The organism is Paramixta manurensis, assembly GCF_013285385.1.
Taxonomy (GTDB): domain Bacteria; phylum Pseudomonadota; class Gammaproteobacteria; order Enterobacterales; family Enterobacteriaceae; genus Paramixta; species Paramixta manurensis.
The window spans coordinates 482,863-506,693 of sequence record NZ_CP054212.1; the positions used below are offsets into that span (position 1 = coordinate 482,863).

A 23,831-nucleotide genomic window follows, 5' to 3' on the forward strand; every position below is an offset into this window, starting at 1 on the left:
AAGGGTTCGACGGCAGGCATCAATAATAAGAAGGGGGCGGCATGGCGCCCCCGAACAATTAATCGCGCGTCGGACGCTCGTTACGCAATAAACCTGATGCGCCGTCAGAGTAATCTCGCGGCATTTGTACCGGCGCCTGATCGTTATCTGCTTCCGCTTCGGTTAGTTGATAAGCAAACGGGTTTTTCTCACCCGGCAGATTCGGCAGCAGATCGTTAGAACCCTTCGCCATATGCTGATAAAGCTGACGGTAATCACGCGCCATGTTATCCAGCAATTCCGCGCTGTGGGCAAAATGGTTGGTCAGTTCTTCGCGGTAATCTGCCAACTCCGCTTTAGTTTTTTCCAGCTCATACTGCATGCTACGCTGCTCACGCAGCTTTTTGTTGCCAAACCGTACCGCAACCGCGCCGATAATAATGCCAATCACTAAACCAATCAGCCCGTATTCCCAGGTCATAATGACTCCCGTATTGTGTTCGTTGTTCCGTAGGGCGTTTCCACTTCAATAATAGCCACTATAACCGCTAATCTTATGGAAGTGGAATCCTGTGGCTGCATCGCTTAGTGTAGAACGGCCTTTTTTTCGACAAATTACCGCGTGACAGACTATTTTTTCAGGGAATGTGATTTAACCATGCAAACGACCTCTCCTTTAGTGCTCTACCAGCAAGCGTTACGTAACGATGGTTTTCAGGCCGATGACATTCAGCAGCAAGCTATTACTCGCTTAGACGGCATCCAACAAGCGTTGATTGGGGCAACGAGCGCAACGGGTACGCCAAAAAAAGGCTGGTTCGGGCGGCTAAATAAACTGATGGGTAAAGCAGAAAACCCTGCTCATGAACCGGTACGTGGGTTGTATATGTGGGGCGGCGTTGGGCGTGGGAAAACCTGGCTGATGGATCTGTTTTTTCAGTCTATTCCTGGCGAGCGGAAATTACGTCTGCATTTTCATCGTTTTATGCTGCGGGTGCATCAAGAACTGACCGAATTGCAGGGGCAAACCGATCCGTTGGAAGCGATTGCCGATGGTTTTAAAGCGCAGACCGATATCCTCTGCTTTGACGAATTTTTTGTTTCAGATATTACCGACGCGATGTTGTTAGGCACTTTGATGGAAGCGCTGTTTGCCCGTGGCATTACACTGGTGGCGACCTCTAATATTCCACCTGACCAGTTGTATCGTAATGGCCTACAGCGTGCACGTTTCTTACCGGCAATTGAGCAAATTAAACGCTACTGCGAGGTAATGAACGTTGATGCCGGTATCGACTATCGTCTCCGTACCCTGACGTCCGCGCACTTATGGATGCATCCACTCAACGATCAAACCACGCAGGAAATGGATCGGATGTTTATGGCGCTGGCGGGTAGCCGACGTAAGGATGCGCCAGTGCTGGAAATCAATCACCGCTCATTACCGACGCTTGGTACCGCAGAAGGGGTGTTAGCGATGGACTTTACCGCGCTGTGCGGGGAAGGGCGCAGCCAGCATGACTATATTGAGCTTTCTCGCCGTTTTCATAGCGTACTGCTGTTTAATGTTCCGGTGATGAGTCCGCGTATGGAAGATCAGGCGCGCCGGTTCTTGGCGTTGGTCGATGAGTTCTATGAGCGCCATGTTAAGTTGGTCGCCGCCGCAGAGGCGCCTTTACTGGAGATTTATCACGGCGAACGGCTGAAATTTGAATATCAGCGCTGTTTCTCACGCCTGCAAGAGATGCAAAGCGAAGAGTATCTGCGTCTGCCGCATTTACCGTAAATCGCCCGTTATTGACCGCGCCGCGCATGGCTTTTCTGGCGTTCGATTTTTATCGCAAAAATGTTCGACCTTTGGAGATGACTTCTCTATAATCTTGCGACCCCACGTTACGACAAGGTTTTTTTCCCAAAAACTTTGCTGCACCGGCAAAACTGTCCGAGGGGGTGGGCTTGCTGGTCGAGATGGTCGTGTGAGCCTCAACCGTTTATTCAAGCGTTTGGGATTTCACCAACGTGTAACTTAATTTGGGTAAGCTTTTAGATGAAAACTTTTACAGCTAAACCAGAAACCGTCCAGCGTGACTGGTATGTTGTTGACGCGACAGGCAAAACTTTAGGTCGCCTGGCGACTGAACTGGCTCGTCGTCTGCGCGGTAAGCACAAAGCGGAATATACTCCGCACGTTGATACTGGTGATTACATTATCGTTCTGAACGCAGAAAAAGTTGCCGTAACCGGTAACAAGCGTAGCGATAAAATTTATTACCATCACACCGGCCACATCGGTGGTATCAAGCAAGCGACCTTCGAAGAGATGATTGCTCGCCGTCCTGAGCGTGTGATTGAAATCGCGGTTAAAGGCATGCTGCCAAAGGGCCCGCTGGGTCGTGCTATGTACCGTAAACTGAAAGTTTACGCGGGCAACGAGCACAACCATGCGGCACAGCAACCGCAAGTTCTTGACATTTAATCGGGATTACAGGCAATGGCTGAGACTCAAAACTACGGCACTGGTCGCCGCAAAAGCTCCGCAGCTCGCGTTTTTATCAAACCGGGCAACGGTAAAATCGTTATCAACCAACGTTCTCTGGAACAGTATTTCGGTCGTGAAACTGCCCGCATGGTAGTTCGTCAACCGCTGGAACTGGTGGACATGGTTGAGAAACTGGATCTGTACATCACTGTTAAAGGTGGTGGTATCTCTGGTCAGGCAGGTGCGATCCGTCATGGTATCACCCGTGCTCTGATGGAGTATGACGAGTCACTGCGTGGCGAACTGCGTAAAGCAGGTTTCGTTACCCGTGATGCTCGTCAGGTTGAACGTAAGAAAGTCGGTCTGCGTAAAGCACGTCGTCGTCCTCAGTTCTCCAAACGTTAATCAACTCTGCTTCGGCAGCGTCGGTTACAGAAAAGCCCGGTGTTTACATCGGGCTTTTTTATGTCGCTTTGTCGGAAAAACATCATAAACGCGATGCTCCTCCGCATTTTGCCGTCAAATCTTTATACCACTCCCCACAAGCTGCCTAAAATCTGGTAAACTGTCTGTCACTTTGCGCCTGTTAGCCGGGCGGTTGTGCATAATAATCCCGTCTGGATACTGGATTGGCGCAATATCTGGCTACGTGCGGTTATGTCAAGCAGGTTAGTCGCTTTGCGGCGCGCTTTCGCAGTATTTTTCTGGATAAACTTGGAGGTTTTCATGGCTGTCGCTGCCAACAAACGTTCGGTGATGACGCTGTTTTCTGGCCCGATTGACATTTTTAGCCATCAGGTACGTATCGTGCTGGCTGAGAAAGGTGTCAGCGTAGAGATCGAGCAGGTTGAAACGGATAATCTGCCCCAGGATTTGATTGACCTCAATCCCTATCGTACCGTGCCAACGTTGGTCGATCGCGAGCTGACGCTGTATGAATCTCGCATTATTATGGAATACTTGGATGAGCGTTTCCCGCATCCGCCATTAATGCCGGTTTATCCTGTCGCCCGTGGTGAAAGCCGCCTGATGATGTACCGTATCGAGCAGGATTGGTATAGCCTGATGCGTGTGGTTGAAACCGGGTCCGCACAACAAGCGGAAGCGGCGCGTAAGCAACTGCGTGAAGAATTGTTGGCTATCGCCCCGCTTTTTGCACGCACGCCATTCTTCATGAGTGAAGAGTTTAGCTTGGTGGATTGCTACCTGGCGCCGTTACTGTGGCGTTTACCGCAGATGGGCATCGAACTGGTGGGCAATGGTTCCAAGGAACTGAAAGGTTACATGAACCGCGTATTTGAGCGCGACTCTTTCCTCGCTTCTTTGACCGAAGCAGAACGTGAAATGCGCCTGCAATCCAGGGGCTAATCGTTATGGAAATGTCACAACTTACGCCACGCCGTCCGTATTTACTCCGGGCGTTTTATGACTGGTTGTTGGATAACCAGCTCACGCCGCATTTGGTGGTGGATATAAATCTACCGGGCGTGCTGGTGCCCCTGGAGTATGCACGAGACGGCCAAATTGTGCTGAATATTGCGCCGCGTGCGGTAGGGAACCTGGAACTGGGGAATGACGAAGTGCGTTTTAACGCGCGCTTTGGCGGCGTTCCGCGTCAGGTTACCGTTCCGCTTGCTGCGGTGATGGCGATCTACGCGCGTGAAAACGGCGCGGGTACCATGTTTGAGCCAGAACCGGCCTATGAAGAAGGGGCGGAGAACGGTATCAATCAGCAGCAGGACGAAACGGTGATGTCGGTTATTGATGGCGATCGGCCAGATGATGCGGAAAATCACGAGGATGATAATCCTGATGACGATCCGCCGCCGCGTGGCGGACGGCCTGCTCTGCGGGTGGTGAAATAAGGAAAAACGGGCGATAGATAGCGCCCGTTTTTTTTCGCCTTAGACTGGGCAGGAGACCGGTATTTTGCCTCGATTGGCGTGTCGGTTAGGTATTAGACGTTAGATATTTTCACTATTTCTGGATAATTTAATCACATTAAATCGATAGTTATTGGAAAGATATACGATATTACCCACGCGATTAATTGCATAGTATAGACAAGTATAAGAGCGGAAATTTGTTGAAGTATCATCTTCTTCATATAGATGCAATTGCGAATTGAAGCATGGTAATTAATTATTCAGGAGTGGTTATGAACGTTCTAACATTAAACGATGTAAAAATGGTTTCGGGTGCGGGTAAAGATAATGGTTTGGCTATGAAGCACGTTGCTTCCCTACCGAAAATGACCTTACCGATCAGAGAAGGTGAAGTTAAATTAGAGTGGGCACCTATGGAAGAATATATTCCTCTTTTCCGTAATCTGCTGCCATTTTAATCCTGTTTTTAGCAGGTAGTAATATATCAGGTAGGATTAATTAAATATTTCGTTAATTCTTTTCTGAAGAAATAAACCCCGTTTTTAAACGGGGTTTATTGCTGAGCATTAAAATTAACGTGGCGTAATGCCTGCTACCTTTTACACTTCCAGGTAATCCATAATCCCTTCAGCCGCTTTACGGCCTTCTGCGATGGCGGTAACCACCAGATCGGAACCACGAACCGCATCGCCACCGGCAAAGATTTTCGGGTTACTGGTCTGGAATGCCTTTTCACTGCCTTCCGGCGCGATAATGCGGCCCTGAGAATCCAGCTCAACGCTGAATTTTTCCAGCCAGCTCATGTGATGTGGGCGGAAACCAAACGCCATCACCACGGCATCGGCGGGCAGAATATGTTCCGAACCGGGAATGATCTCGGCACGGCGACGTCCGTTAGCGTCTGGCTGACCCATCTCGGTACGCGCCATTTTCACCCCGCATACGCGCCCATTGCCGTTGATCTCAACGCCCAGCGGTTGCACATTAAACTGAAATTCCACACCCTCTTCACGTGCGTTTTTCACTTCGCGGCGCGAACCAGGCATATTCTCTTCATCTCGACGGTAAGCACAAATAACGTGTGTCGCCCCCTGACGTACAGAAGTACGCACGCAGTCCATAGCGGTATCGCCGCCGCCCAGTACCACCACACGTTTACCGCTCATGCTAACGTAGGGTTGCTGTTCGCTTTGCTCGAAGCCCATAGTGTGCTTGGTATTGGCGATCAGGAACGGCAATGCATCAAACACGCCCGGCGCATCCTCATTTTCCAGGCCGCCGCGCATTGACTGATAGGTGCCAACACCGAGGAAAACCGCGTCGTAATCATTGACCAGGTCGCTCATCTGTACGTCGCGGCCAACTTCGATGTTGAGATTAAATTCAATCCCCATCTCAGTGAACATTTCGCGACGGCGGATCATCACCTCTTTTTCCAGCTTGAACGCCGGGATGCCAAAGGTTAGTAGGCCACCGATTTCCGGATGGCGATCGAAGACCACCGCCTTAACGCCGTTACGCGTAAGCACATCGGCGCAGGCGAGGCCAGCAGGCCCGGCGCCGATAACCGCCACCCGCTTGCCGGTGGCTTTCACATGGGAGAGGTCAGGGCGCCAGCCCATCTCCATCGCCTTGTCGTTAATATAGCGTTCGATATTACCGATAGTAACGGCGCCAAACTCATCGTTCAGCGTACAGGAGCCTTCACACAGACGATCCTGCGGACAAACACGCCCACACACTTCCGGCAAGCTATTGGTTTGATGAGAAAGCTCGGCAGCCTCGATGATGCGCCCTTCATTAGCTAATTTCAGCCAATTAGGAATGTAGTTATGCACCGGGCATTTCCATTCACAATAAGGGTTACCGCAATCAAGGCAACGGTCCGCCTGCGCTTTTACCTGTCCATCGGAAAACGGTTCGTAAATTTCTACAAACTCAATAGTCCGAATTTTTAGCGGCTTCTTCGGCGGATCAACACGTTGCAGGTCGATAAATTGGTATACGTTTTGACTCATAAAAACCTCTTACTGCGCCTGCACCCGCAGCTCGGCTGCGGAACGACTACGGTGACCCAACAATGCTTTTACATCACTGGACTTCGGTTTAACCAGAGCGAATTTCGCCGACCAGTCTGGCCAGTTCGCCAGAATTTCCTCGCCGCGGCTGGAGCCGGTCTGCTGCACATGCTCGGTAATTAAACCTCGCAGATGCTCCTCGTGGATCGCCAGGTCATCAACGCTGAGAACCTCAACCAGCTCCGGATTAACGCGCTTACGGAACTCGCCGTCTTCATCCAGCACATAGGCGAAGCCGCCAGTCATTCCGGCACCAAAGTTAACGCCAGTACGACCCAGGATACAGACGATACCGCCAGTCATATATTCACAGCCGTTATCGCCGATACCTTCTACTACCGTAATAGCGCCGGAGTTACGTACCGCGAAACGTTCGCCCGCTCGACCGGCAGCGAACAGCTTCCCTCCGGTTGCGCCATACAGGCAGGTGTTGCCGGCGATGGTGGCTTCATGGCTGCGGAAAGCCGAGCCGACCGGAGGACGAATCGCCAGCATACCGCCCGCCATACCTTTTCCGACATAGTCGTTGGCATCGCCGGTGAGCGTCAGCTCAACGCCACCCGCATTCCAGACGCCGAAGCTCTGGCCTGCCGTGCCGCTGAAGTGCGCGCGGATTGGATCGGCGGCTAAACCTTGATCGCCATGCACTGCCGCAATCGCACCAGACAATGTCGCACCCACCGAACGGTCAGTATTACGAATATCAAAGTAAAACGTTTTGCTCTGTTTAGCTTCGACAAACGGCATCGCCTGGCTATGCAGCGCTTTATTCAACGCGCCATCATCAAACGGCGGGTTGCCTTCGGTGCAGTGCACCGCTTTCCCCGGCATAGGGTCGGCGGTTTTCAGCAACGCGGACAGATCAAGATTTTGCTGTCTGGCGGTAAAGCCTTCCAGTTCACTTAACAGGTCGGTGCGCCCAATTAAATCAACCAGCCGTTTCACGCCCAGTTCGGCCATCAGTTCACGGGTTTCGTGAGCGATAAACTCAAAGTAGTTGGTTACGCGATACGGTAAACCGTGATAATGGTTTTTGCGCAGCTTTTCATCCTGCGTAGCCACACCGGTTGCACAGTTGTTGAGATGGCAAATCCGCAAATATTTACAGCCCAACGCCACCATCGGCCCGGTACCGAAACCAAAGCTTTCCGCACCGAGAATGGCCGCTTTGACAATATCCCGGCCGGTTTTCAGACCGCCATCTACTTGCAGGCGAATCTTATGACGCAAGCCGTTGGCGACCAGTGCTTGTTGGGTTTCAACCAAGCCCAATTCCCACGGACAGCCCGCATATTTCACCGAACTGAGCGGACTGGCGCCGGTACCGCCATCATAGCCCGCGATAGTGATCAGATCGGCATACGCTTTCGCCACGCCGGTGGCGATAGTGCCAACGCCGGGTTCAGAAACCAATTTCACCGAAATCATCGCTTTCGGATTGACCTGTTTTAAGTCAAAAATTAGCTGCGCCAGATCTTCAATCGAATAAATATCGTGATGTGGCGGAGGCGAAATCAGCGTCACGCCGGGTACGGAGTAACGTAGTTTAGCGATATACGGTGTGACCTTGTCGCCCGGTAACTGACCGCCTTCACCCGGTTTTGCGCCTTGTGCCACTTTAATCTGAATCACATCGGCGTTCACCAGATAGGCCGGTGTCACGCCAAAACGACCGGAAGCGACTTGCTTAATGCGCGACACTTTATTGGTGCCATAGCGCGCCGGATCTTCGCCGCCTTCGCCAGAGTTGGAGTAGCCGCCAAGGCTGTTCATCGCTTCGGCCAGCGATTCGTGTGCTTCCGGGCTTAACGCACCGATAGACATCGCCGCGGTATCGAAACGCTTGTACAGCTCGCTAGCGGGCTCAACGTCATCAATACTGATCGACGCCCCGGTTCCTTGCAGCGCCAGTAAATCACGCAACGTCGCCACCGGGCGTTGGTTAACCAATTTGGCATACTGCTGATAATCGCTGTACTCCCCGCTTTGAACCGCTTTTTGCAGGGTGGCCACCACGTCTGGGTTGTACGCGTGATATTCGCCGCCGTGTACGTATTTCAACAGGCCGCCCTGATCCAGCGGACGACGCTGCAACCAGGCACGTTTTGCCAGATTCACCAAGTCTTGCTGGAAATCGGCAAAATTTGCTCCGCTAATCCGGCTGACGACGCCCTGGAAACAGAGCCCGGAAATATCGGCATGCAGGCCCACCGCTTCAAACAGTTTCGAACAGCGATAAGAGGCGATAGTCGAAATGCCCATTTTGGACATAATCTTATACAGCCCTTTATTAATGCCATTCCGGTAGTTCAGCATTAGCGTACGGTAATCTTTTTCGATCACGCCGCTGTCGGCCATTTTCGCCAGTGATTCATAGGCGAGATACGGATAGACCGCCGTGGCGCCGAAGCCGAGTAACACTGCGAAATGGTGCGGATCGCGTGCGCTGGCGGTTTCAACAATGATGTTGGCATCGCAACGCAGGTTTTTATCCACCAAACGTGACTGTACCGCGCCAACAATCATTGGCGCCGGAACCGGTAGACGTGTTTCGCTGATGGCACGATCGGACAGCACCAGCAAAACACTGCCGTTTCTGACCATTTTTTCCGCTTCATCACTTAGAGTGTGAATGGCGTTTTCCAGCGTCTTTTGTGCCGGGTCGAAAGTACAATCGAGCGTATCCGCGCGATAATATTCGCCTTCCATGGTAGTGAGCTGTTTGAAATCGGAGTACAGCAGAATCGGTGATTTAAAGCTCACGCGATGCGCTTGGCCTTCTGCTTCACAGAAGACATTCATTTCACGACCAATACTGGTCGCTAACGACATCACATGATTTTCACGCAGCGGATCGATCGGCGGGTTGGTAACCTGCGCGAACTGCTGACGGAAATAGTCATAAATAATGCGTGGGCGGCTGGAGAGCACCGCGAAAGGCGTATCATCGCCCATTGAACCGACCGCTTCCTGACCATTTTCGCCGAGTACGCGGATAATCTGATCCAACTCTTCACTGCTGTAAGCAAATTGCTTCTGGAAAGTGGCGAGTTGTACATCGTCCAGTTCGCGGCTGCCGACTTGATCATCCGGCAGGTCTTCAAACGGCACCAGACGCTTAACGTTTTTCTCCATCCACTCTTTGTAAGGATGGCGGCTTTTCAGGTCGTTATCGGTTTCTGCCGAATGCAGAATACGACCCGCGCGGGTATCGATAACCATCAGTTCACCTGGCCCGACACGCCCTTTTTCCATCACTTCATCGGGCTGATAATCCCAAATGCCTACTTCGGAGGCGCAGGTAATCAGCTTATCTTTGGTGATGACATAGCGCGCAGGGCGCAGACCGTTACGATCCAGGTTACAGGCGGCGTAGCGACCATCGGACATGACGATGCCTGCCGGACCGTCCCAGGGCTCCATATGCATGGAGTTAAAATCGAAGAAGGATCGTAACTCGGGATCCATATCCGGGTTATTTTGCCAGGCCGGCGGCACCAGCAAACGCATCGCGCGGATCAAATCCATCCCGCCGCTCAGGAATAATTCGAGCATGTTATCCATTGAGCTGGAATCAGAACCGGTCTCGTTAACGAACGGAGCGGCAGCCTGTAGATCGGGGATCAGCGGTGTCTGGAATTTATAGGCTCGCGCCCGCGCCCATTGACGGTTACCGGCGATGGTATTGATCTCACCGTTGTGCGCCATATAACGGAAAGGCTGCGCCAGCGGCCAGCGTGGTACGGTATTGGTTGAGAAGCGCTGGTGGAACAGGCAAATCGCCGACTCCAGGCGCAGATCCGCCAGGTCAAGATAGAACCTTGGCAGGTCGGCCGGCATACACAGGCCTTTGTAGATATTCACCTGGTTGGAGAAACTACAAATATAAAAATCTTTGTCATTCAGCGCTTCAATACGTTTTTCAATACGGCGACGCGCCATATACAAGCGGCGTTCCATATCACGCGGGCGCCAACCGGCAGGCGCGTTGATAAACAACTGTTCAATGCGAGGCAGAGAGGAGAGGGCGATTTCACCCAGTACGTCCTGATTGGTCGGCACATCGCGCCAGCCAACGATCGACAGGGTTTCACGCAGCACTTCTTCTTCGACGATTTGACGGCTTGCGCGCGCGCTTTCTTCGTCTTTATTAAGAAAGATCATGCCGACCGCATAGTTTTTGGCTAAACGCCAACCTTTCTCTTCCGCTACCACGCGGAAAAAGCGATCGGGTTTCTGTAATAACAGACCACAGCCGTCGCCGGTCTTGCCGTCAGCAAGGATCGCGCCACGGTGCTGCATGCGGGCCAGTGCGTGGATAGCGGTACGCACTACCTTGTGGCTAGGTTCGCCTTCTATATGGGCGATCAGGCCGAAACCACAGTTATCCTTTTCAAGGGATTTATCATACAACATATCAGTGAACCTCCCCAGGCTCTGCGGATTCCCGGTGCCGGCGGCGGGCGTAGAAAGGGCAGGCGACAGGCTTACGCGTTACTTACGTTTACCTGAGTTGTCGCCCCTCTTTTCATGGCCTTTGGCATCGGTGTCACAAGTATTGCGGACTTGCTTCAGAGGGAATCTCAATTACTGCATAAATATGACGAGTGGAACACCCGTCCAGAAAGCTTCCAGCGGATTTCCAACTTATCGGGAAAGCGAACAGAGGTCAAATACCGTTCTTACTGGTGGTTTTTAACAGCTTAAATCACTTATGTTATTGAATTATATTATTTATTGTTCCGATACTCTTACAGTTGGCACCTTCGTGCAAGGGGAATAAATGTGAACTGACTCACTATCGTGTAGGCGCTAAATCTCCGCACCATGCTGGTAATGATGATTATTGCAGTATTATCTGCTACTTAATGCCCTCTAATTGCAGGATGCATCTGTTTTTCTTATGACGGTCTATTTGAATTAAATAGCGGCTGATCATTAGTAAAATTAATCGTGCATAAAATGATTAAAAGCGCGCTAAAGATGAATGATTATTCGTTTGGAAAAAGCCAAGCCGACGAAAGGTTATCGCCATCACGTTGAAAAAACGCCTGTTGCTATGAGAAGTACATCAAGAAAAGCGGTCCTCAAGATTATGCAGTTAACGAAATTAGTCAATAGTTTTACCCAACGAAAATATAAACCGGCTGCCGCCGATTGCTGGCATTGCGCCCTTCGGCGGGAAATGCGATATGATTGGGGCATTGATCCGAAAGGAAGCTGTTATGAAGCAAATTCGCTTGTTGGCGCAGTATTACGTTGATTTGATGGTAAAACTGGGGCTGGTACGTTTTTCGCTGTTGCTGGCCTCGGCGCTGGTGGTGTTAGCCATGATCGTGCAAATGGCCGTCACCATGCTGCTGCGCGGTCATGTCGAAAGCATTGATATGGTGCGCTCGGTGTTTTTCGGGCTGCTCATCACGCCGTGGGCGGTTTATTTCCTTTCGGTGGTGGTTGAGCAACTGGAAGAGTCTCGGCAGCGTCTGGCGCGTCTGGTGGATAAACTGGAGGAGATGCGCAACCGCGATCTTGAACTTAACCAGCAGATGAAAGAGACCATCTCGCGGCTCAACCAAGAGATTGCCGATCGTATTAAGGCTGAAGAAGCGCGTTTGCAGGTGGTCGATAAACTAAAAGAGGAGATGGCGCGGCGCGAGCAGGCGCAAATCGAGCTGGAACAACAATCCTCTTTCTTGCGTTCATTTCTTGATGCTTCCCCCGACTTGGTGTTCTACCGCAATATTGATCAACAATTTTCCGGCTGTAACCGCGCAATGGAGTTATTGACCGGAAAAAGTGAAAAGCAGTTGATTGGTCTAACCCCGGATGAGGTTTACGACGCGGATACCGCCGTGAAGGTGCAGGAAACCGACGAGAAAGTGTTTCGCCATAATGTGTCGCTGACCTATGAGCAATGGCTGCAATATCCTGATGGACGTAAAGCCTGTTTTGAAATCCGCAAAGTGCCCTATTATGACCGAATTGGTAAGCGTAGCGGGCTGATGGGCTTTGGGCGCGATATTACCGAGCGTAAGCGCTATCAGGACGCGTTGGAGAACGCCAGCCGGGAGAAAACCACGTTTATTTCGACAATCAGTCACGAGCTGCGTACGCCGCTTAACGGCATTGTTGGCTTGAGCCGCATTCTGCTCGACACCGAACTGAACGCGGAGCAGCTCAAATACCTGAAGACCATTCACGTCTCGGCCATTACGCTTGGGAATATTTTTAACGACGTGATTGAGATGGATAAAATCGAACGTCGTAAAGTACAGCTTGATAACCAGACGGTGGATTTCACCGGCTTTCTGGCCGATTTGGAAAACCTCTCTGGCCTATTGGCGCAGCCGAAAGGATTAAAGTTTGTGCTCGCCCCTACGTTACCGCTACCGCATAAAGTCATTACGGATGGTACGCGTCTGCGCCAGATCCTGTGGAATTTAATCGGTAACGCGGTGAAATTTACCCGCGAAGGCGAAATCGTGGTACGTGTGACATACGAAGAGGACCAGCGGTTGCGCTTCGAGGTGGAAGATTCCGGGATGGGTATCCCACAGGATGAACAGGATAAAATCTTCGCCATGTATTATCAGGTAAAAGATCAGCATGGCGGTAAGCCAGCCACCGGCACTGGTATTGGCCTGGCGGTGTCACGACGCCTGGCGCAAAGTATGGGCGGCGATATTACGGTCCGCAGCGCTCCGGGTCAGGGCTCATGCTTTACCGTCACCGTGAGCGCGCCGCGAGTTGCTGAAGAAGTAGAAGATGAGCTACCGGAAGATGAAATGCCGCTGCCTGCATTACACGTTTTGTTGGTAGAGGATATTGAGTTGAACGTCATTGTGGCGCGTTCGGTGTTGGAAAAACTGGGTAATAGCGTTGATGTGGCGATGACCGGTAGCGATGCGCTGGCGATGTTTGCGAATGAAGAATATGACTTGGTGCTACTGGATATTCAGTTGCCGGATATGACCGGTTTTGATGTCGCGCGTGAATTACATCAACGTTTTACCGATCGCAGCCTACCGCCTTTAGTCGCACTCACCGCCAACGTGCTGAAAGACAAAAAAGAGTATCTGGATGCCGGCATGGATGACGTGCTAAGCAAGCCTTTAGCGGTTCCGGCATTAACGGCGATGATCAAAAAGTTTTGGGATTATCAACAGCAAGAGTACGGGGAGGGGAATCACGTGGATGAAGAAAAACTGGCCTTACTGGATTTACCGATGCTGGAACAGTATCTCGAACTGGTTGGCCCGTCACTGATCACCCAGGGTCTTGATATGTTCGAGCAGATGATGCCGGGTTATCTTGCGGTGCTGGATTCCAACATGATGGCGCGCGATCAAAAAGGCATTGCGGAAGAGGGGCACAAAATTAAAGGTGCAGCCGGTTCGGTAGGGCTACAACATTTGCAGCAGTTGGCAAAACAGATCCAAAGCCCCGAACTGCCCGCCTGGTGGGATAATGTGCAAGAGTGGATCGAGGAACTGAAGCGTGAATGGCAGCCTGACGTCGCGGTATTACGTGAATGGGTGAAACAGCGGGAAGCTGAAAAAAAATGACCCCAGCCGAAGCCGGGGTGCGCGAATACTGCGCCAACACCAGGGAAAAGGGTCACTCATGCCATTTTCAACGTTATAGTCAGCGGCACAAGCTAGGTATTGGATACTGCTCAGAAACACCTTAGCAAATCACATACAGCCTGTTACAAGATTCATTAAAATGTGTGATATGGAGCAGCGTTTCGACACAGAAAACATTAATTTGCTGACACAGTCAAGTAAGGAATTAATTTATGCGGTGTATTGGCGTAATTTTGAGCGGTTGTGGCGGATTAGACGGCAGCGAACTTTACGAAACCGTATTAACACTACTGGCAATTGAACGCGCTGGCGCTTCGGCGATTTTCTTGGCGCCGGAAATGGCCCAACCTCATGTAATCAATCATATTACCGGGGAACAGCAGTCGGAAGTTCGCCAAGTGTTGGTGGAAGCGGCGCGGCTGGCTCGTGGGAAGGTTTTCCCTATCGGCGATGCGGATCCCGCTCAGCTTGATGCGCTGATCGTACCAGGTGGCTTGGGGGCGGCAAAAATTCTTAGCGACTTTGCTTTGGCGGGTAAAAACGCCGTGATTGAGAGAAATTTGCAAAAGCTTACACGCGAAATTTATAAGCAGAGTAAACCAATTGGCCTCATTGGTATTGCATCGGTATTAGGAACAAAAATAGCGGATACAGCGGTACGCCTTACCATTGGAACCGATTCCGAACTGGCGGAAGTGATTGAAGAAATGGGGGCAATTTACGTCCCCTGTCCCGGGGATGATATTGTGGTTGATGCTGAGCATAAAATTATTACTACCCCGGCAGGGCTGCTAACCGGTTCGTTAAGTGAAACGGCACAGGGAATTGATAAGCTAGTGAAACACGTGATGGATATGACTGCATGAGTAAGCGTAAGGGCGTTTTATGGCCTCGCATCAAAAGCTGGGCATTACGCCTGATATTGACCGTGTTGGGCCTATGGATCGCCGGCATTTTGCTGTTTTCATTCCTGCCGGTACCGTTTTCTGCGGTGATGGTTGAGCGGCAAATCAGTGCCTGGTTGCAAGGGGATTTTCACTATGTCGCGCATTCCGATTGGGTCGGTAAGGGCGATATTTCGCCCTGGATGTCTCTGGCGGTTATCGCTTCGGAAGATCAAAAGTTTCCTGTTCACTGGGGGTTTGACGTTGATGCGATTGAATCGGCGCTGGATAAGGAAAATGGTCGGATACGTGGCGCGTCTACGCTCTCGCAGCAAACGGCTAAAAATATGTTCCTGTGGGATGGACGTAGTTGGGTGCGTAAAGGTTTAGAAGCGGGATTAACGGTCGGGATTGAAACTGTATGGACCAAACGCCGTATTTTGACGGTGTATCTCAATGTGGCGGAGTTTGGTGATGGCGTATTTGGCGTGGAGGAAGCCTCACAACGCTATTTTCATAAACCGGCGAGTCGTCTGACGATGGCGGAAGCGGCGCTACTGGCGGCGGTGTTACCGAACCCGATACGTTTTAGGGCGGATGCGCCGTCTGGCTATATCCGCCAACGCCAGCAATGGATTATGCGACAAATGCGCCAACTGGGCGGTGAAGGGTTCTTGCGCGCCAATAAATTGTTATAGCGGTCAGGCATCAGGCAGACCTGACCTGTAGGATGTATAGCGTTTCCGGCGAGGTTAATCCTCGTCGAATCCCGCATTGAATAGCTCAATCACCGCGTCGAGCGCTTGCTGTTCTTGCGGGCCGCTCACCTCCACCTCAATATGGCCGCCCTTGGCGGAGTCGAGCATCAAAAGCGCAATCACGCTGCTGGCTTCTGCCTCAGTGCCCGCTTCATTACGTAGCAAGACTTCCGCATCAAAACTTTGTACCAATTCAAACAGCTTCATCGCTGGGCGAGCGTGCATACCCAGCCGGTTTTTAATTTCAACGGTTTGCTTTACGGTCATGATTTGCGTTTTTCCAGCGTGCGATGACGAGACTGAACGTTTTTACCGCGTGAGCGGAAGTAGTCAGCCAACTGTTCGGCAATATAGACCGAGCGGTGTTTACCGCCGGTGCAGCCGATTGCGACTGTCAAATAGCTACGATTATTGGTTTCCAGCATCGGTAGCCACAGCTCAAGGTAGCTACGAGTTTGGTAAATAAAGTTATGCACTTCAGTATGTCGGTCAAGAAACGCGGCGACAGGGCGATCCAAGCCGGTCATCGGACGTAGTTTGGGATCCCAGTGCGGGTTTGGTAAAAAACGCACGTCAAACACATAATCGGCATCAATAGGAATACCGTGTTTAAAGCCAAAAGACTCAAACACCATGGTGAGTTCGCGCTCGCGCTTCCCAAGCAGACGGGTACGCAACATTTCCGCCAACTCATGTACTGACATTTCTGAGGTATCAATGATCAGATCGGCACGCGAACGCAGCGGCTCCAGCAGATCATTTTCTTCATCAATGGCGCTCTCTAGCGACAAATTTTTGCTGGAAAGCGGATGTAAGCGGCGGGTATCGCTATAGCGACGGATTAACGTATTACGATCGGCATCGAGAAACAGCAACTGGGGTGAAAAGCTCGCGGGCAAATGCGTGATGGCTTTCTCGAAGATCTCCGGCGATTCCGGCATATTTCGTACGTCAATGCTAACTGCAGCAGAAATATTACGCTCGGCCAGTGAGTTCGCCAAATCAGGCAGCAGCACTACCGGTAGGTTATCGACACAATAAAACCCCATGTCTTCCAGCGCGCGCAGTGCCACCGATTTTCCTGAGCCAGAACGACCGCTGACGATCATCAGCACCATTAAATTTTCTCCTGATTTAACCCGACAGCCCGGCGGAAAAGGCCGTGCTAGTCAGGCAAAACATTCGAGCGGGAAAGAATCAGGGATTCTCTCCCGGGCTCTCGGTAATAATTTCGTAGAGTTCTTCATCACTTTGCGCCGAGCGTAAACGACGGCAGACGGCTTTGTCGGCCAAACGTTTCGCAACCAGCGAAAGCGTGTGTAAGTGTGTTTTACATTGATCGGCCGGCACCAGTAAGGCAAATAACAGATCCACCGGTTGGTTATCAATCGCATCAAAAGCGATCGGTTGGTCGAGACGGATAAATACGCCAACCGCGCGCAGAGTGTCCTCTTCCAGTTTGCCATGCGGGATCGCAATACCATTACCGATGCCGGTACTGCCCATTTTTTCCCGGGTCAGAATGGCTTCAAAAATGGTTTGATGCGGTAAGTTAAGCTGCTTAGCCGCTAATTCACTGATAATTTCCAGTGCCCGCTTTTTACTCTGGCAATGTACGCCGCTTCGGGTGCAGGCGAGATTGAGGACAGAGCTGAGTTCCAGTGTGAGATCGTTGTTCATCATAGGTTCACTTACGTGTTCACATGCCTGGTGCATTGCACCACTTTACGCGCCTTACGACGAGAAAAGCAGCAACTAATTGGTGGCATTATGCCTTAATGAAAAATCGGGGCGAGAATCTCGCCCCGACAGGCCGAAAATTTTCGGTCACTGCAAGTCTCCGTTTACTTGCAGGAGCAGGTAAACCTGCCCGTCATCTTCATTATGCAAAGGTGAAGTTTAGTGTTGTTTTAACTTGTCTTTATATTTAGTCAACTGACGTGTCAGCTTATCGATTAGACCGTCAATTGCCGCATACATATCTTCTGCTTCTGAGGTGGCGTGCAGCTCACCGCCGTTAACATGCAAAGTGGCGTCGGCGATTTGCTGCACCTTTTCCACTTTCAGCACAATATGAACCTGATTGATCCGGTCAAAGTACTGTTCCAGTTTGGCAAATTTGCTATTCACGAAATCGCGTAGCGGTTCGGTTATCTCAACATGTTGCCCGGTAATATTGAGCTGCATAGTGTCTTCCTTCTCAGTAACGATTCAAACCAACTGTTTACGCTGATTCGATGGCGGGATAGATAAAGACTCTCGGTATTTAGCGACAGTTCGACGTGCCACCATAATGCCCTGATCAGAGAGTATTGTGGTGAGTTTACTGTCACTCAAGGGTTTCGCAGGATTTTCCGTCGAGATTAATTTCTTCACCAGCGCGCGAATCGCCGTCGAAGAGGCTTCGCCGCCGCCTTCGGTGTTGACGTGGCTGGAGAAAAAATATTTCAATTCGAAAATGCCGCGTGGGCTGTGCAAATATTTCTGCGTCGTAACGCGCGAAATCGTTGATTCATGCATATCGACGGCCTGAGCGATATCTGCCAGTACCATCGGGCGCATAAACTCCTCACCCTGTTCAAAGAACGCCTGCTGCTGTTCGACGATGCAGCGCGTGACTTTTAACAGCGTATCATTACGGCTTTCCAGGCTCTTAATTAACCATTTGGCTTCCTGCAAATGCGTGCGAATAAACTGATTGTCGCTATCATTACGGCTCGAACTACCGAGCGAAGCGTAGTGCTGATTGATTTTCAAACGGGGAACGCTATCGCCATTGAGTTCAACCACCCAACGGGTGCCATTTTTACGTACCAGCACGTCCGGAATGACATATTCCGGTTCACTGGTATTCACGGATTGGCCGGGTCGTGGGTCCAGCCCCTGAATAAGTTGAACGGCGTTTTTCAGCACATCCTCTTTCAGCCGCGTGACGCGCATTAGCGTGCGGAAATCGTGATTAGCCAGTAAATCAAGATGTTCACTGACAATCAAACGAGCCTCGCGGAGCCAGGGCGCATCTGCGGCATATTGCGAGAGTTGCACCAGCAAACATTCACGTAAATCACGCGCGCCAACGCCTACGGGATCAAAGCGTTGAATGCGTTTCAGTACTGCTTCGACTTCTTCCAGCGACAGTTCATCACTGCCAATGCTGTCACGAATCTCTTCCAGCGGCGCAGTCAGATAACCGGTATCATCGACGGCGTTAACAATGGATGTGGCTATCGCCCGGTCGGTATCGGTAAACGGCGTTAACTCAACTTGCCACATCAAATAATCTTGCAGGGATTGGGTGGTTTCACCTTGGTAAACCGGTAGCTCATCATCATGATAATCGGCCCCGGTTCCTGAAGGCGTACCGGCGGTATAAATTTCATCCCAGGTTGCATCCAGCGGTAACTCTTCCGGCATATCCTTTTGTTCAAGCGCTTCCCGGGTATCCAGCGCTTCATTTTCCTGATACTCGCGTGCATCCACTTCTTCGTGGAGGTCGGTTTGCTCAAGTAGGGGGTTACTTTCCAGCGCCAGTTGGATCTCTTGTTGAAGTTCAAGCGTAGAAAGTTGCAGCAAACGAATGGCCTGCTGTAACTGCGGCGTCATCGCAAGCTGTTGGCTTAACCTGAGTTGCAAACCTTGCTTCATATTCAGAATACAAATTCCTGAGAAAACATTCGGATAACAGACACCATATCAGAGTCTGAACTCTTCACCCAAGTACACTCGCTTAACTTGTTCATCCGCCAGTATTTCTTCCGGCGTGCCATGCGCAATAAGATGACCCTGGCTTACGATATAGGCGCGTTCACACACCGCCAGCGTTTCACGCACGTTGTGATCGGTTATCAGCACACCGAGCCCACTATCACGCAAATGTTCGATGATTTTTTTAATGTCGATGACCGAGATGGGATCGACCCCGGCAAAGGGTTCGTCTAACAGAATAAATTTCGGATTAGCGGCCAGTGCCCGCGCAATCTCGACGCGGCGCCGTTCGCCCCCGGATAGCGATTGCCCCATGTTATTACGCAGATGTTCGATGTGAAATTCTTCCATCAGCTCATCCGCGCGGTCATGACGCTGTTCGGTGGTCAGATCATCGCGCACCTGTAACACCGCCATTAAATTGTCATACACGCTTAGGCGACGGAAGATGGACGCTTCCTGCGGTAGGTAACCGATGCCGCGTCGCGCGCGCGCATGCAGTGGCAGAATACTAATATCTTCATCGTCAATAATAATACGCCCCGCATCACGCGGGACGATACCCACCACCATATAAAACGTGGTGGTTTTACCGGCGCCATTCGGGCCGAGCAAACCGACAATCTCGCCTGATTTAACTTGCAGGCTGACGTCTTCTACCACCCGGCGGCCTTTATACGCTTTCGCCAGGTTTTCCGCGATTAGTGTTGCCATACTAATTAGTTACTCTTCTTTTGGCCGTTAGGTTGGTTGCCTTTGTCCTGAAGCTGCGAAGGAACCAGTACGGTAGTGACGCGTTTACCGTTACCTTCACTGAAAGCCTGCATTTTCTGCTCTTTCACCAGGTAAGTAATTCGATCGCCTTTCACGTTACTATCAAGCTGTTCGATATAGGCATCGCCAGTTAACACCACCAGGTCTTTCGCCAGTTCATAATGCATTTTCTGTGCGTGACCTTGCACCGGCTTACCATTGTCCTGCAATTGGTAAAATGTTGCGGGGTTACCGTAAGCATCGACAATGGTCTTTTGGCTGTCGCCGCCTGGGCGCGTTACTACGACTTTATCTGCGGTGATTTTGATCGAGCCCTGAGTCACAATCACGTTGCCGGTAAAGGTGGCGACGTTACCCTGCAGATCCAGCGCCTGATTAGCGGAGTCAATATTCACCGGTTTATCCGAATCACCGGTTAAGGCAAACGCCGGAACGCTGGTGGCCAGCAAGGCACTGACGAGCAGTAGCTTAAGGCTGTTGTGGTGCATTTTGGATTTCATAATTGGTTTTGACCTTTTCAATCAACTCGGCAGTTTTCGTCCGTAAGTTCCCGCGCATCTTCATACCTGTAGAGGTAAAGCTGCTGCCATAAAGCGTAACCTGATCGTCAGAGGTGACATCTTGCGTCGCCAGGTTAACCTGAGCGTTATCGGTTTTGATGCGCTCAAGCTGTGCGTCTTTTGTCAGGCTGTTGACTTCTACATGCCCGTACAGATAAAGCATCCGGTCATTGGTCAGTTTGGCCTTATCTGCCCGTACTGACCACGTTGGGACTTTGTTTTCGTCGTAGGTTGTCATCACCGGATTATCAAACCAGCTTATCGCGTCAGCAGAAAAATAGGTCACCTTATCGGACACTAGCTTATAGCTTAGGCTGCCCGCAGGGTTGTAGACCACCGTATGCGAGTTGGCGCTGGTGTAGGTAGGCTCCTGACTATTGTCCGCCGCCGGATTTGCCCCGTCATCGGTATTGGTTAAATTCCAGCCGATCAAAATAATGGCAATTAATGCCAGTAGCAGCGTAATCCAACGCCTGGTTTTACTCATACCGATTGCCCTTTGGCATCATCAAACTTGTCCTGTGCGATCAAGATCAGATCGCAAATTTCACGTACTGCGCCACGTCCGCCGCCGATACGTGTCACATAATGCGCGCGCGGCAGCAGCAGTGGATGTGCGTCGGCCACCGCCACGCTCAGGCCGACTTTGGCCATCACCGGCCAATCAATCAGATCATCGCCAATATAGGCGACGTGTTGCGGGCTCAGCGACAGTTTATCCAGAAGTGCGTTGAAGGCCAAAAGCTTATCCGACTGGCCCTGGTAAAGATGCGTAATGCCCAGCGTCTTACAACGGTCTTCCATCAGTTTCGCGTTCCGACCGGTTATAATAGCCACTTCCACCGACGAGGTCAGCAGGCAACGAATACCATAGCCGTCGCGCACGTTGAATGCTTTCAGCTCCTCGCCGTTATTACCCATATAAATCAAGCCATCGGACATCACACCGTCGACATCGCAAATCAACAATCGAATTTGTTGTGCGCGTGACATGACCTGCTGGCTCACCGCGCCATAGCAGGTATCGATCATATCCTTATCCGAATTCATTACTGTTTTGTTCCTGTTTACACCACGCCAGCGCGTAGCATGTCATGCATATGAACGACGCCGACCAGCTGGTCGCCATCCGCCACCATTACTGATGTAATGTGTTTGGTTTGCATTAAATTTAGTGCATCCACCGCTAACATTGTGGGCCGCACACGAATCCCGCCTGGTGTCATAACACTGGCGATGCTGGCATTTTGAAAATCAATGCCCATATCAAACACCCGCCGTAAATCGCCATCGGTAAACACGCCGGAAATTTTCATTAAATCGTCAACAATGACCGTCATACCAAGGTTTTTGCGGGTAATCTCCAGCAGTGCATCGCGTAACGATGCATCTTGACTGATATGGGGTATTTCATCGCCGGTATGCATAATATCGCTGACGCGCAGCAACAATTTACGCCCCAGCGCGCCGCCAGGGTGTGACAGCGCGAAATCTTCTGCGGTAAAGCCACGTGCCTTGAGTAACGCCACGGCCAGCGCATCGCCCATTACCAGCGCCGCCGTGGTGCTGGAGGTAGGCGCCAGACCTAACGGGCAGGCTTCTTGCGGTACTTTAACACAGAGATGAATATCCGCCGCGCGGCCCATGCTACTTTCCGGGCGGCTGGTCAGGCAGATGAGAGAAACCTGTAGACGTTTGAGTACCGGAATTAGCGCCAAAATCTCGCCGGACTCGCCGGAATTGGAAATGGCGAGCACCACATCGCCAGGCCCCACCATGCCTAAATCACCGTGACTGGCTTCGCCCGGATGGACAAAAAAGGACGGTGTACCGGTGCTGGCGAAGGTCGCCGCCATTTTCTTTCCAATATGGCCTGACTTACCAATCCCCATGACCACGACTTTGCCCTGGCAATAGAACATCATTTCGCATGCCCGGCTAAAATCCTCATTAATGTATTGATCGAGCTGCTCCAGCCCTTGGCGTTCAATATCAAGAACGTCCTTACCGGCTTGTTGAAAGTCAAAACCCGGTTCAAGATTGATATGAGACATGGGTATTCAGTCCTTTATCCGTTGAGGCTAAATGGCGCCAGGTACAGTACCGCGACCCAGCTAATAAAACCGCAGAGTAAAATGATACCAGCCCGGCGCCCAATACGGCGACGGCGCTGTAGGCAAAGTAGGGTAAATAATGCGCTGACGCCCAGCATGATCCAGTAATCGCGCGTAAAGGCGTTTTCATCAATACTACCGGGGTAAACCAACGCCGGTAGGCCTGTCACAATCGCAATATTATAAATGTTTGAGCCGATAAGGTTACCTACGGCGATATCATCTTCGCCTTTTAATGCGCCTGCGATCACGGTCGCTAACTCCGGCAGACTGGTGCCGACCGAAATAAGGGTAAGGCCAATAACCAGTTCGCTGACGCCAAAATAGTTGGCGATCACCGTCGCATTGTCCACCACCATGCGCGTTGACATTGGCAGCATAATCAGCGCAACCGCCAGCCATAAAAAGGCGACCCGGTTGCCGGCATCGTCGCGAGGCAACTCGGCCAATTGCTCGCGCGTCAGCGTATCGTTATTCTCGCGCTCTGCCCGACGCGCAATGCGAATAATAAACAGAAGGTAAAGTACCGCGATGGTAATCAACACCACGCCATCGAGGCGACTAAGCTCACTATCAAACAGTATGGCACCGCATAGTAACGTCACCAGCAGCATTAACGGCAGTTCACGTCGTACCAGATTCGAATGTATGGTGAGGGGATGAAGCAGGGCGGCTCCGCCGAGGATCAGCAAAATATTGGTAATGTTAGAGCCCATCGCGGTCCCCACCGCGATATCCAGTTGTCCGTGCGCTGCGGCGGAAAAGGAGACAATCAGTTCAGGCAATGAAGTTCCAATGCCAACCACGGTCATTCCGATAATCAGCGGCGGAACGCCAACAGAACGGCACAATATGGCAGCACTGAACACCAGTCGATCGGCACCATAGACCAGTAAAACTAAACCGATGACTAACAGCGCGGTAGCTAAAAGCATGAAGAATCCTTTGATCGGATACACTTGTCCGTTATGTAACGTGACGTTTTCCGGGCAGAGCAACGTAGAATGGCGATGATTTTGACGGTCTGT

The 23,831-nt window shown here is 51.2% G+C and carries 24 protein-coding genes; 10 read left to right on the forward strand and 14 right to left on the reverse strand.

Translation table 11 applies throughout. The features are described from left to right. Positions 1-58 precede the first annotated feature (58 nt). A complete protein-coding gene (zapG, locus tag PMPD1_RS02370; protein ID WP_173632536.1) occupies positions 59-460 on the reverse strand; it encodes a Z-ring associated protein ZapG in 402 nt (133 codons plus the stop codon). A 177-nt stretch (positions 461-637) separates the two neighbouring features. Between zapG and zapE the strand changes: the two genes are divergently transcribed. From zapE to PMPD1_RS02400, 6 genes are all read left to right on the forward strand, one after another. Beyond that, positions 638-1,765, forward strand: a complete 1,128-nt coding sequence (gene zapE / locus PMPD1_RS02375; protein WP_173632537.1) for a cell division protein ZapE — start codon at positions 638-640, stop codon at positions 1,763-1,765. A 261-nt stretch (positions 1,766-2,026) separates the two neighbouring features. Further along, on the forward strand, positions 2,027-2,455 hold the full coding sequence (rplM, locus tag PMPD1_RS02380) for a 50S ribosomal protein L13 (RefSeq protein WP_006121722.1): 429 nt from the start codon (positions 2,027-2,029) through the stop codon (positions 2,453-2,455). Positions 2,456-2,470: 15 nt separating this feature from the next. Beyond that, positions 2,471-2,863: a 30S ribosomal protein S9 gene (rpsI, locus tag PMPD1_RS02385; protein WP_173632538.1), complete on the forward strand. Its 393-nt coding sequence runs from the start codon at positions 2,471-2,473 to the stop codon at positions 2,861-2,863. Positions 2,864-3,184: 321 nt separating this feature from the next. Continuing rightward, on the forward strand, positions 3,185-3,826 hold the full coding sequence (gene sspA / locus PMPD1_RS02390) for a stringent starvation protein SspA (RefSeq protein ID WP_173632539.1): 642 nt from the start codon (positions 3,185-3,187) through the stop codon (positions 3,824-3,826). A gap of 5 nt (positions 3,827-3,831) precedes the next feature. Further along, the gene (sspB, locus tag PMPD1_RS02395) at positions 3,832-4,323 is read left to right on the forward strand and encodes a ClpXP protease specificity-enhancing factor (protein WP_173632540.1); all 492 of its coding nucleotides are present in this window, start codon (positions 3,832-3,834) and stop codon (positions 4,321-4,323) included. Positions 4,324-4,616: 293 nt separating this feature from the next. Beyond that, positions 4,617-4,802 (forward strand): hypothetical protein, encoded by a 186-nt coding sequence (locus PMPD1_RS02400; protein ID WP_173632541.1) that lies wholly within the window; start codon positions 4,617-4,619, stop codon positions 4,800-4,802. Positions 4,803-4,943: 141 nt separating this feature from the next. Here PMPD1_RS02400 and PMPD1_RS02405 read toward each other — a convergent pair whose 3' ends face one another. Next, the gene (locus tag PMPD1_RS02405; RefSeq protein ID WP_173632542.1) at positions 4,944-6,362 is read right to left on the reverse strand and encodes a glutamate synthase small subunit; all 1,419 of its coding nucleotides are present in this window, start codon (positions 6,360-6,362) and stop codon (positions 4,944-4,946) included. 9 nt (positions 6,363-6,371) lie between these two features. Continuing rightward, positions 6,372-10,838, reverse strand: coding sequence for a glutamate synthase large subunit (gltB, locus tag PMPD1_RS02410; RefSeq protein ID WP_173632543.1), 4,467 nt, complete (start codon positions 10,836-10,838; stop codon positions 6,372-6,374). Between the two features lie 571 nt (positions 10,839-11,409). Between gltB and PMPD1_RS02415 the strand changes: the two genes are divergently transcribed. From PMPD1_RS02415 to mtgA, 4 genes are all read left to right on the forward strand, one after another. After that, entirely contained in the window at positions 11,410-11,685 is a 276-nt protein-coding gene (locus PMPD1_RS02415; RefSeq protein WP_173632544.1) for a hypothetical protein, read from the forward strand. Continuing rightward, positions 11,648-13,987, forward strand: a complete 2,340-nt coding sequence (gene arcB / locus PMPD1_RS02420) for an aerobic respiration two-component sensor histidine kinase ArcB (RefSeq protein WP_173632545.1) — start codon at positions 11,648-11,650, stop codon at positions 13,985-13,987. Before PMPD1_RS02415 ends, arcB begins: the two co-directional genes overlap by 38 nt. 233 nt (positions 13,988-14,220) lie before the next feature. Next, positions 14,221-14,874, forward strand: a complete 654-nt coding sequence (gene elbB, locus PMPD1_RS02425; protein WP_173632546.1) for an isoprenoid biosynthesis glyoxalase ElbB — start codon at positions 14,221-14,223, stop codon at positions 14,872-14,874. Further along, positions 14,871-15,590 (forward strand): monofunctional biosynthetic peptidoglycan transglycosylase, encoded by a 720-nt coding sequence (mtgA, locus tag PMPD1_RS02430; protein WP_173632547.1) that lies wholly within the window; start codon positions 14,871-14,873, stop codon positions 15,588-15,590. Before elbB ends, mtgA begins: the two co-directional genes overlap by 4 nt. Before the next feature lie 54 nt (positions 15,591-15,644). Here mtgA and npr read toward each other — a convergent pair whose 3' ends face one another. The 11 genes from npr to PMPD1_RS02485 all read right to left on the reverse strand — a co-directional run bounded on the left by npr (position 15,645) and on the right by PMPD1_RS02485 (position 23,738). Continuing rightward, positions 15,645-15,917: a PTS phosphocarrier protein NPr gene (gene npr, locus PMPD1_RS02435; RefSeq protein ID WP_173632548.1), complete on the reverse strand. Its 273-nt coding sequence runs from the start codon at positions 15,915-15,917 to the stop codon at positions 15,645-15,647. Then, positions 15,914-16,768, reverse strand: coding sequence for an RNase adapter RapZ (rapZ, locus tag PMPD1_RS02440; protein WP_173632549.1), 855 nt, complete (start codon positions 16,766-16,768; stop codon positions 15,914-15,916). Before rapZ ends, npr begins: the two co-directional genes overlap by 4 nt. Positions 16,769-16,847: 79 nt before the next feature. Continuing rightward, positions 16,848-17,330, reverse strand: coding sequence for a PTS IIA-like nitrogen regulatory protein PtsN (gene ptsN / locus PMPD1_RS02445; RefSeq protein ID WP_173636085.1), 483 nt, complete (start codon positions 17,328-17,330; stop codon positions 16,848-16,850). A gap of 219 nt (positions 17,331-17,549) precedes the next feature. Next, positions 17,550-17,837, reverse strand: a complete 288-nt coding sequence (hpf, locus tag PMPD1_RS02450) for a ribosome hibernation promoting factor (protein WP_173632550.1) — start codon at positions 17,835-17,837, stop codon at positions 17,550-17,552. A 24-nt stretch (positions 17,838-17,861) separates the two neighbouring features. Continuing rightward, on the reverse strand, positions 17,862-19,295 hold the full coding sequence (gene rpoN / locus PMPD1_RS02455) for an RNA polymerase factor sigma-54 (RefSeq protein WP_173632551.1): 1,434 nt from the start codon (positions 19,293-19,295) through the stop codon (positions 17,862-17,864). Positions 19,296-19,343: 48 nt separating this feature from the next. Then, positions 19,344-20,069, reverse strand: a complete 726-nt coding sequence (lptB, locus tag PMPD1_RS02460) for an LPS export ABC transporter ATP-binding protein (protein ID WP_173632552.1) — start codon at positions 20,067-20,069, stop codon at positions 19,344-19,346. Positions 20,070-20,074: 5 nt separating this feature from the next. Continuing rightward, positions 20,075-20,629, reverse strand: coding sequence for a lipopolysaccharide ABC transporter substrate-binding protein LptA (lptA, locus tag PMPD1_RS02465; protein ID WP_173632553.1), 555 nt, complete (start codon positions 20,627-20,629; stop codon positions 20,075-20,077). Then, positions 20,598-21,176: an LPS export ABC transporter periplasmic protein LptC gene (lptC, locus tag PMPD1_RS02470; protein ID WP_173632554.1), complete on the reverse strand. Its 579-nt coding sequence runs from the start codon at positions 21,174-21,176 to the stop codon at positions 20,598-20,600. Before lptC ends, lptA begins: the two co-directional genes overlap by 32 nt. Further along, positions 21,173-21,739, reverse strand: a complete 567-nt coding sequence (gene kdsC, locus PMPD1_RS02475) for a 3-deoxy-manno-octulosonate-8-phosphatase KdsC (protein WP_173632555.1) — start codon at positions 21,737-21,739, stop codon at positions 21,173-21,175. Before kdsC ends, lptC begins: the two co-directional genes overlap by 4 nt. Positions 21,740-21,756: 17 nt before the next feature. After that, a complete protein-coding gene (kdsD, locus tag PMPD1_RS02480) occupies positions 21,757-22,743 on the reverse strand; it encodes an arabinose-5-phosphate isomerase KdsD (RefSeq protein ID WP_173632556.1) in 987 nt (328 codons plus the stop codon). 14 nt (positions 22,744-22,757) lie between these two features. Continuing rightward, complete coding sequence (locus PMPD1_RS02485) at positions 22,758-23,738, reverse strand: calcium/sodium antiporter (protein ID WP_173632557.1); 981 nt, start codon at positions 23,736-23,738, stop codon at positions 22,758-22,760. Positions 23,739-23,831: the final 93 nt, after the last annotated feature.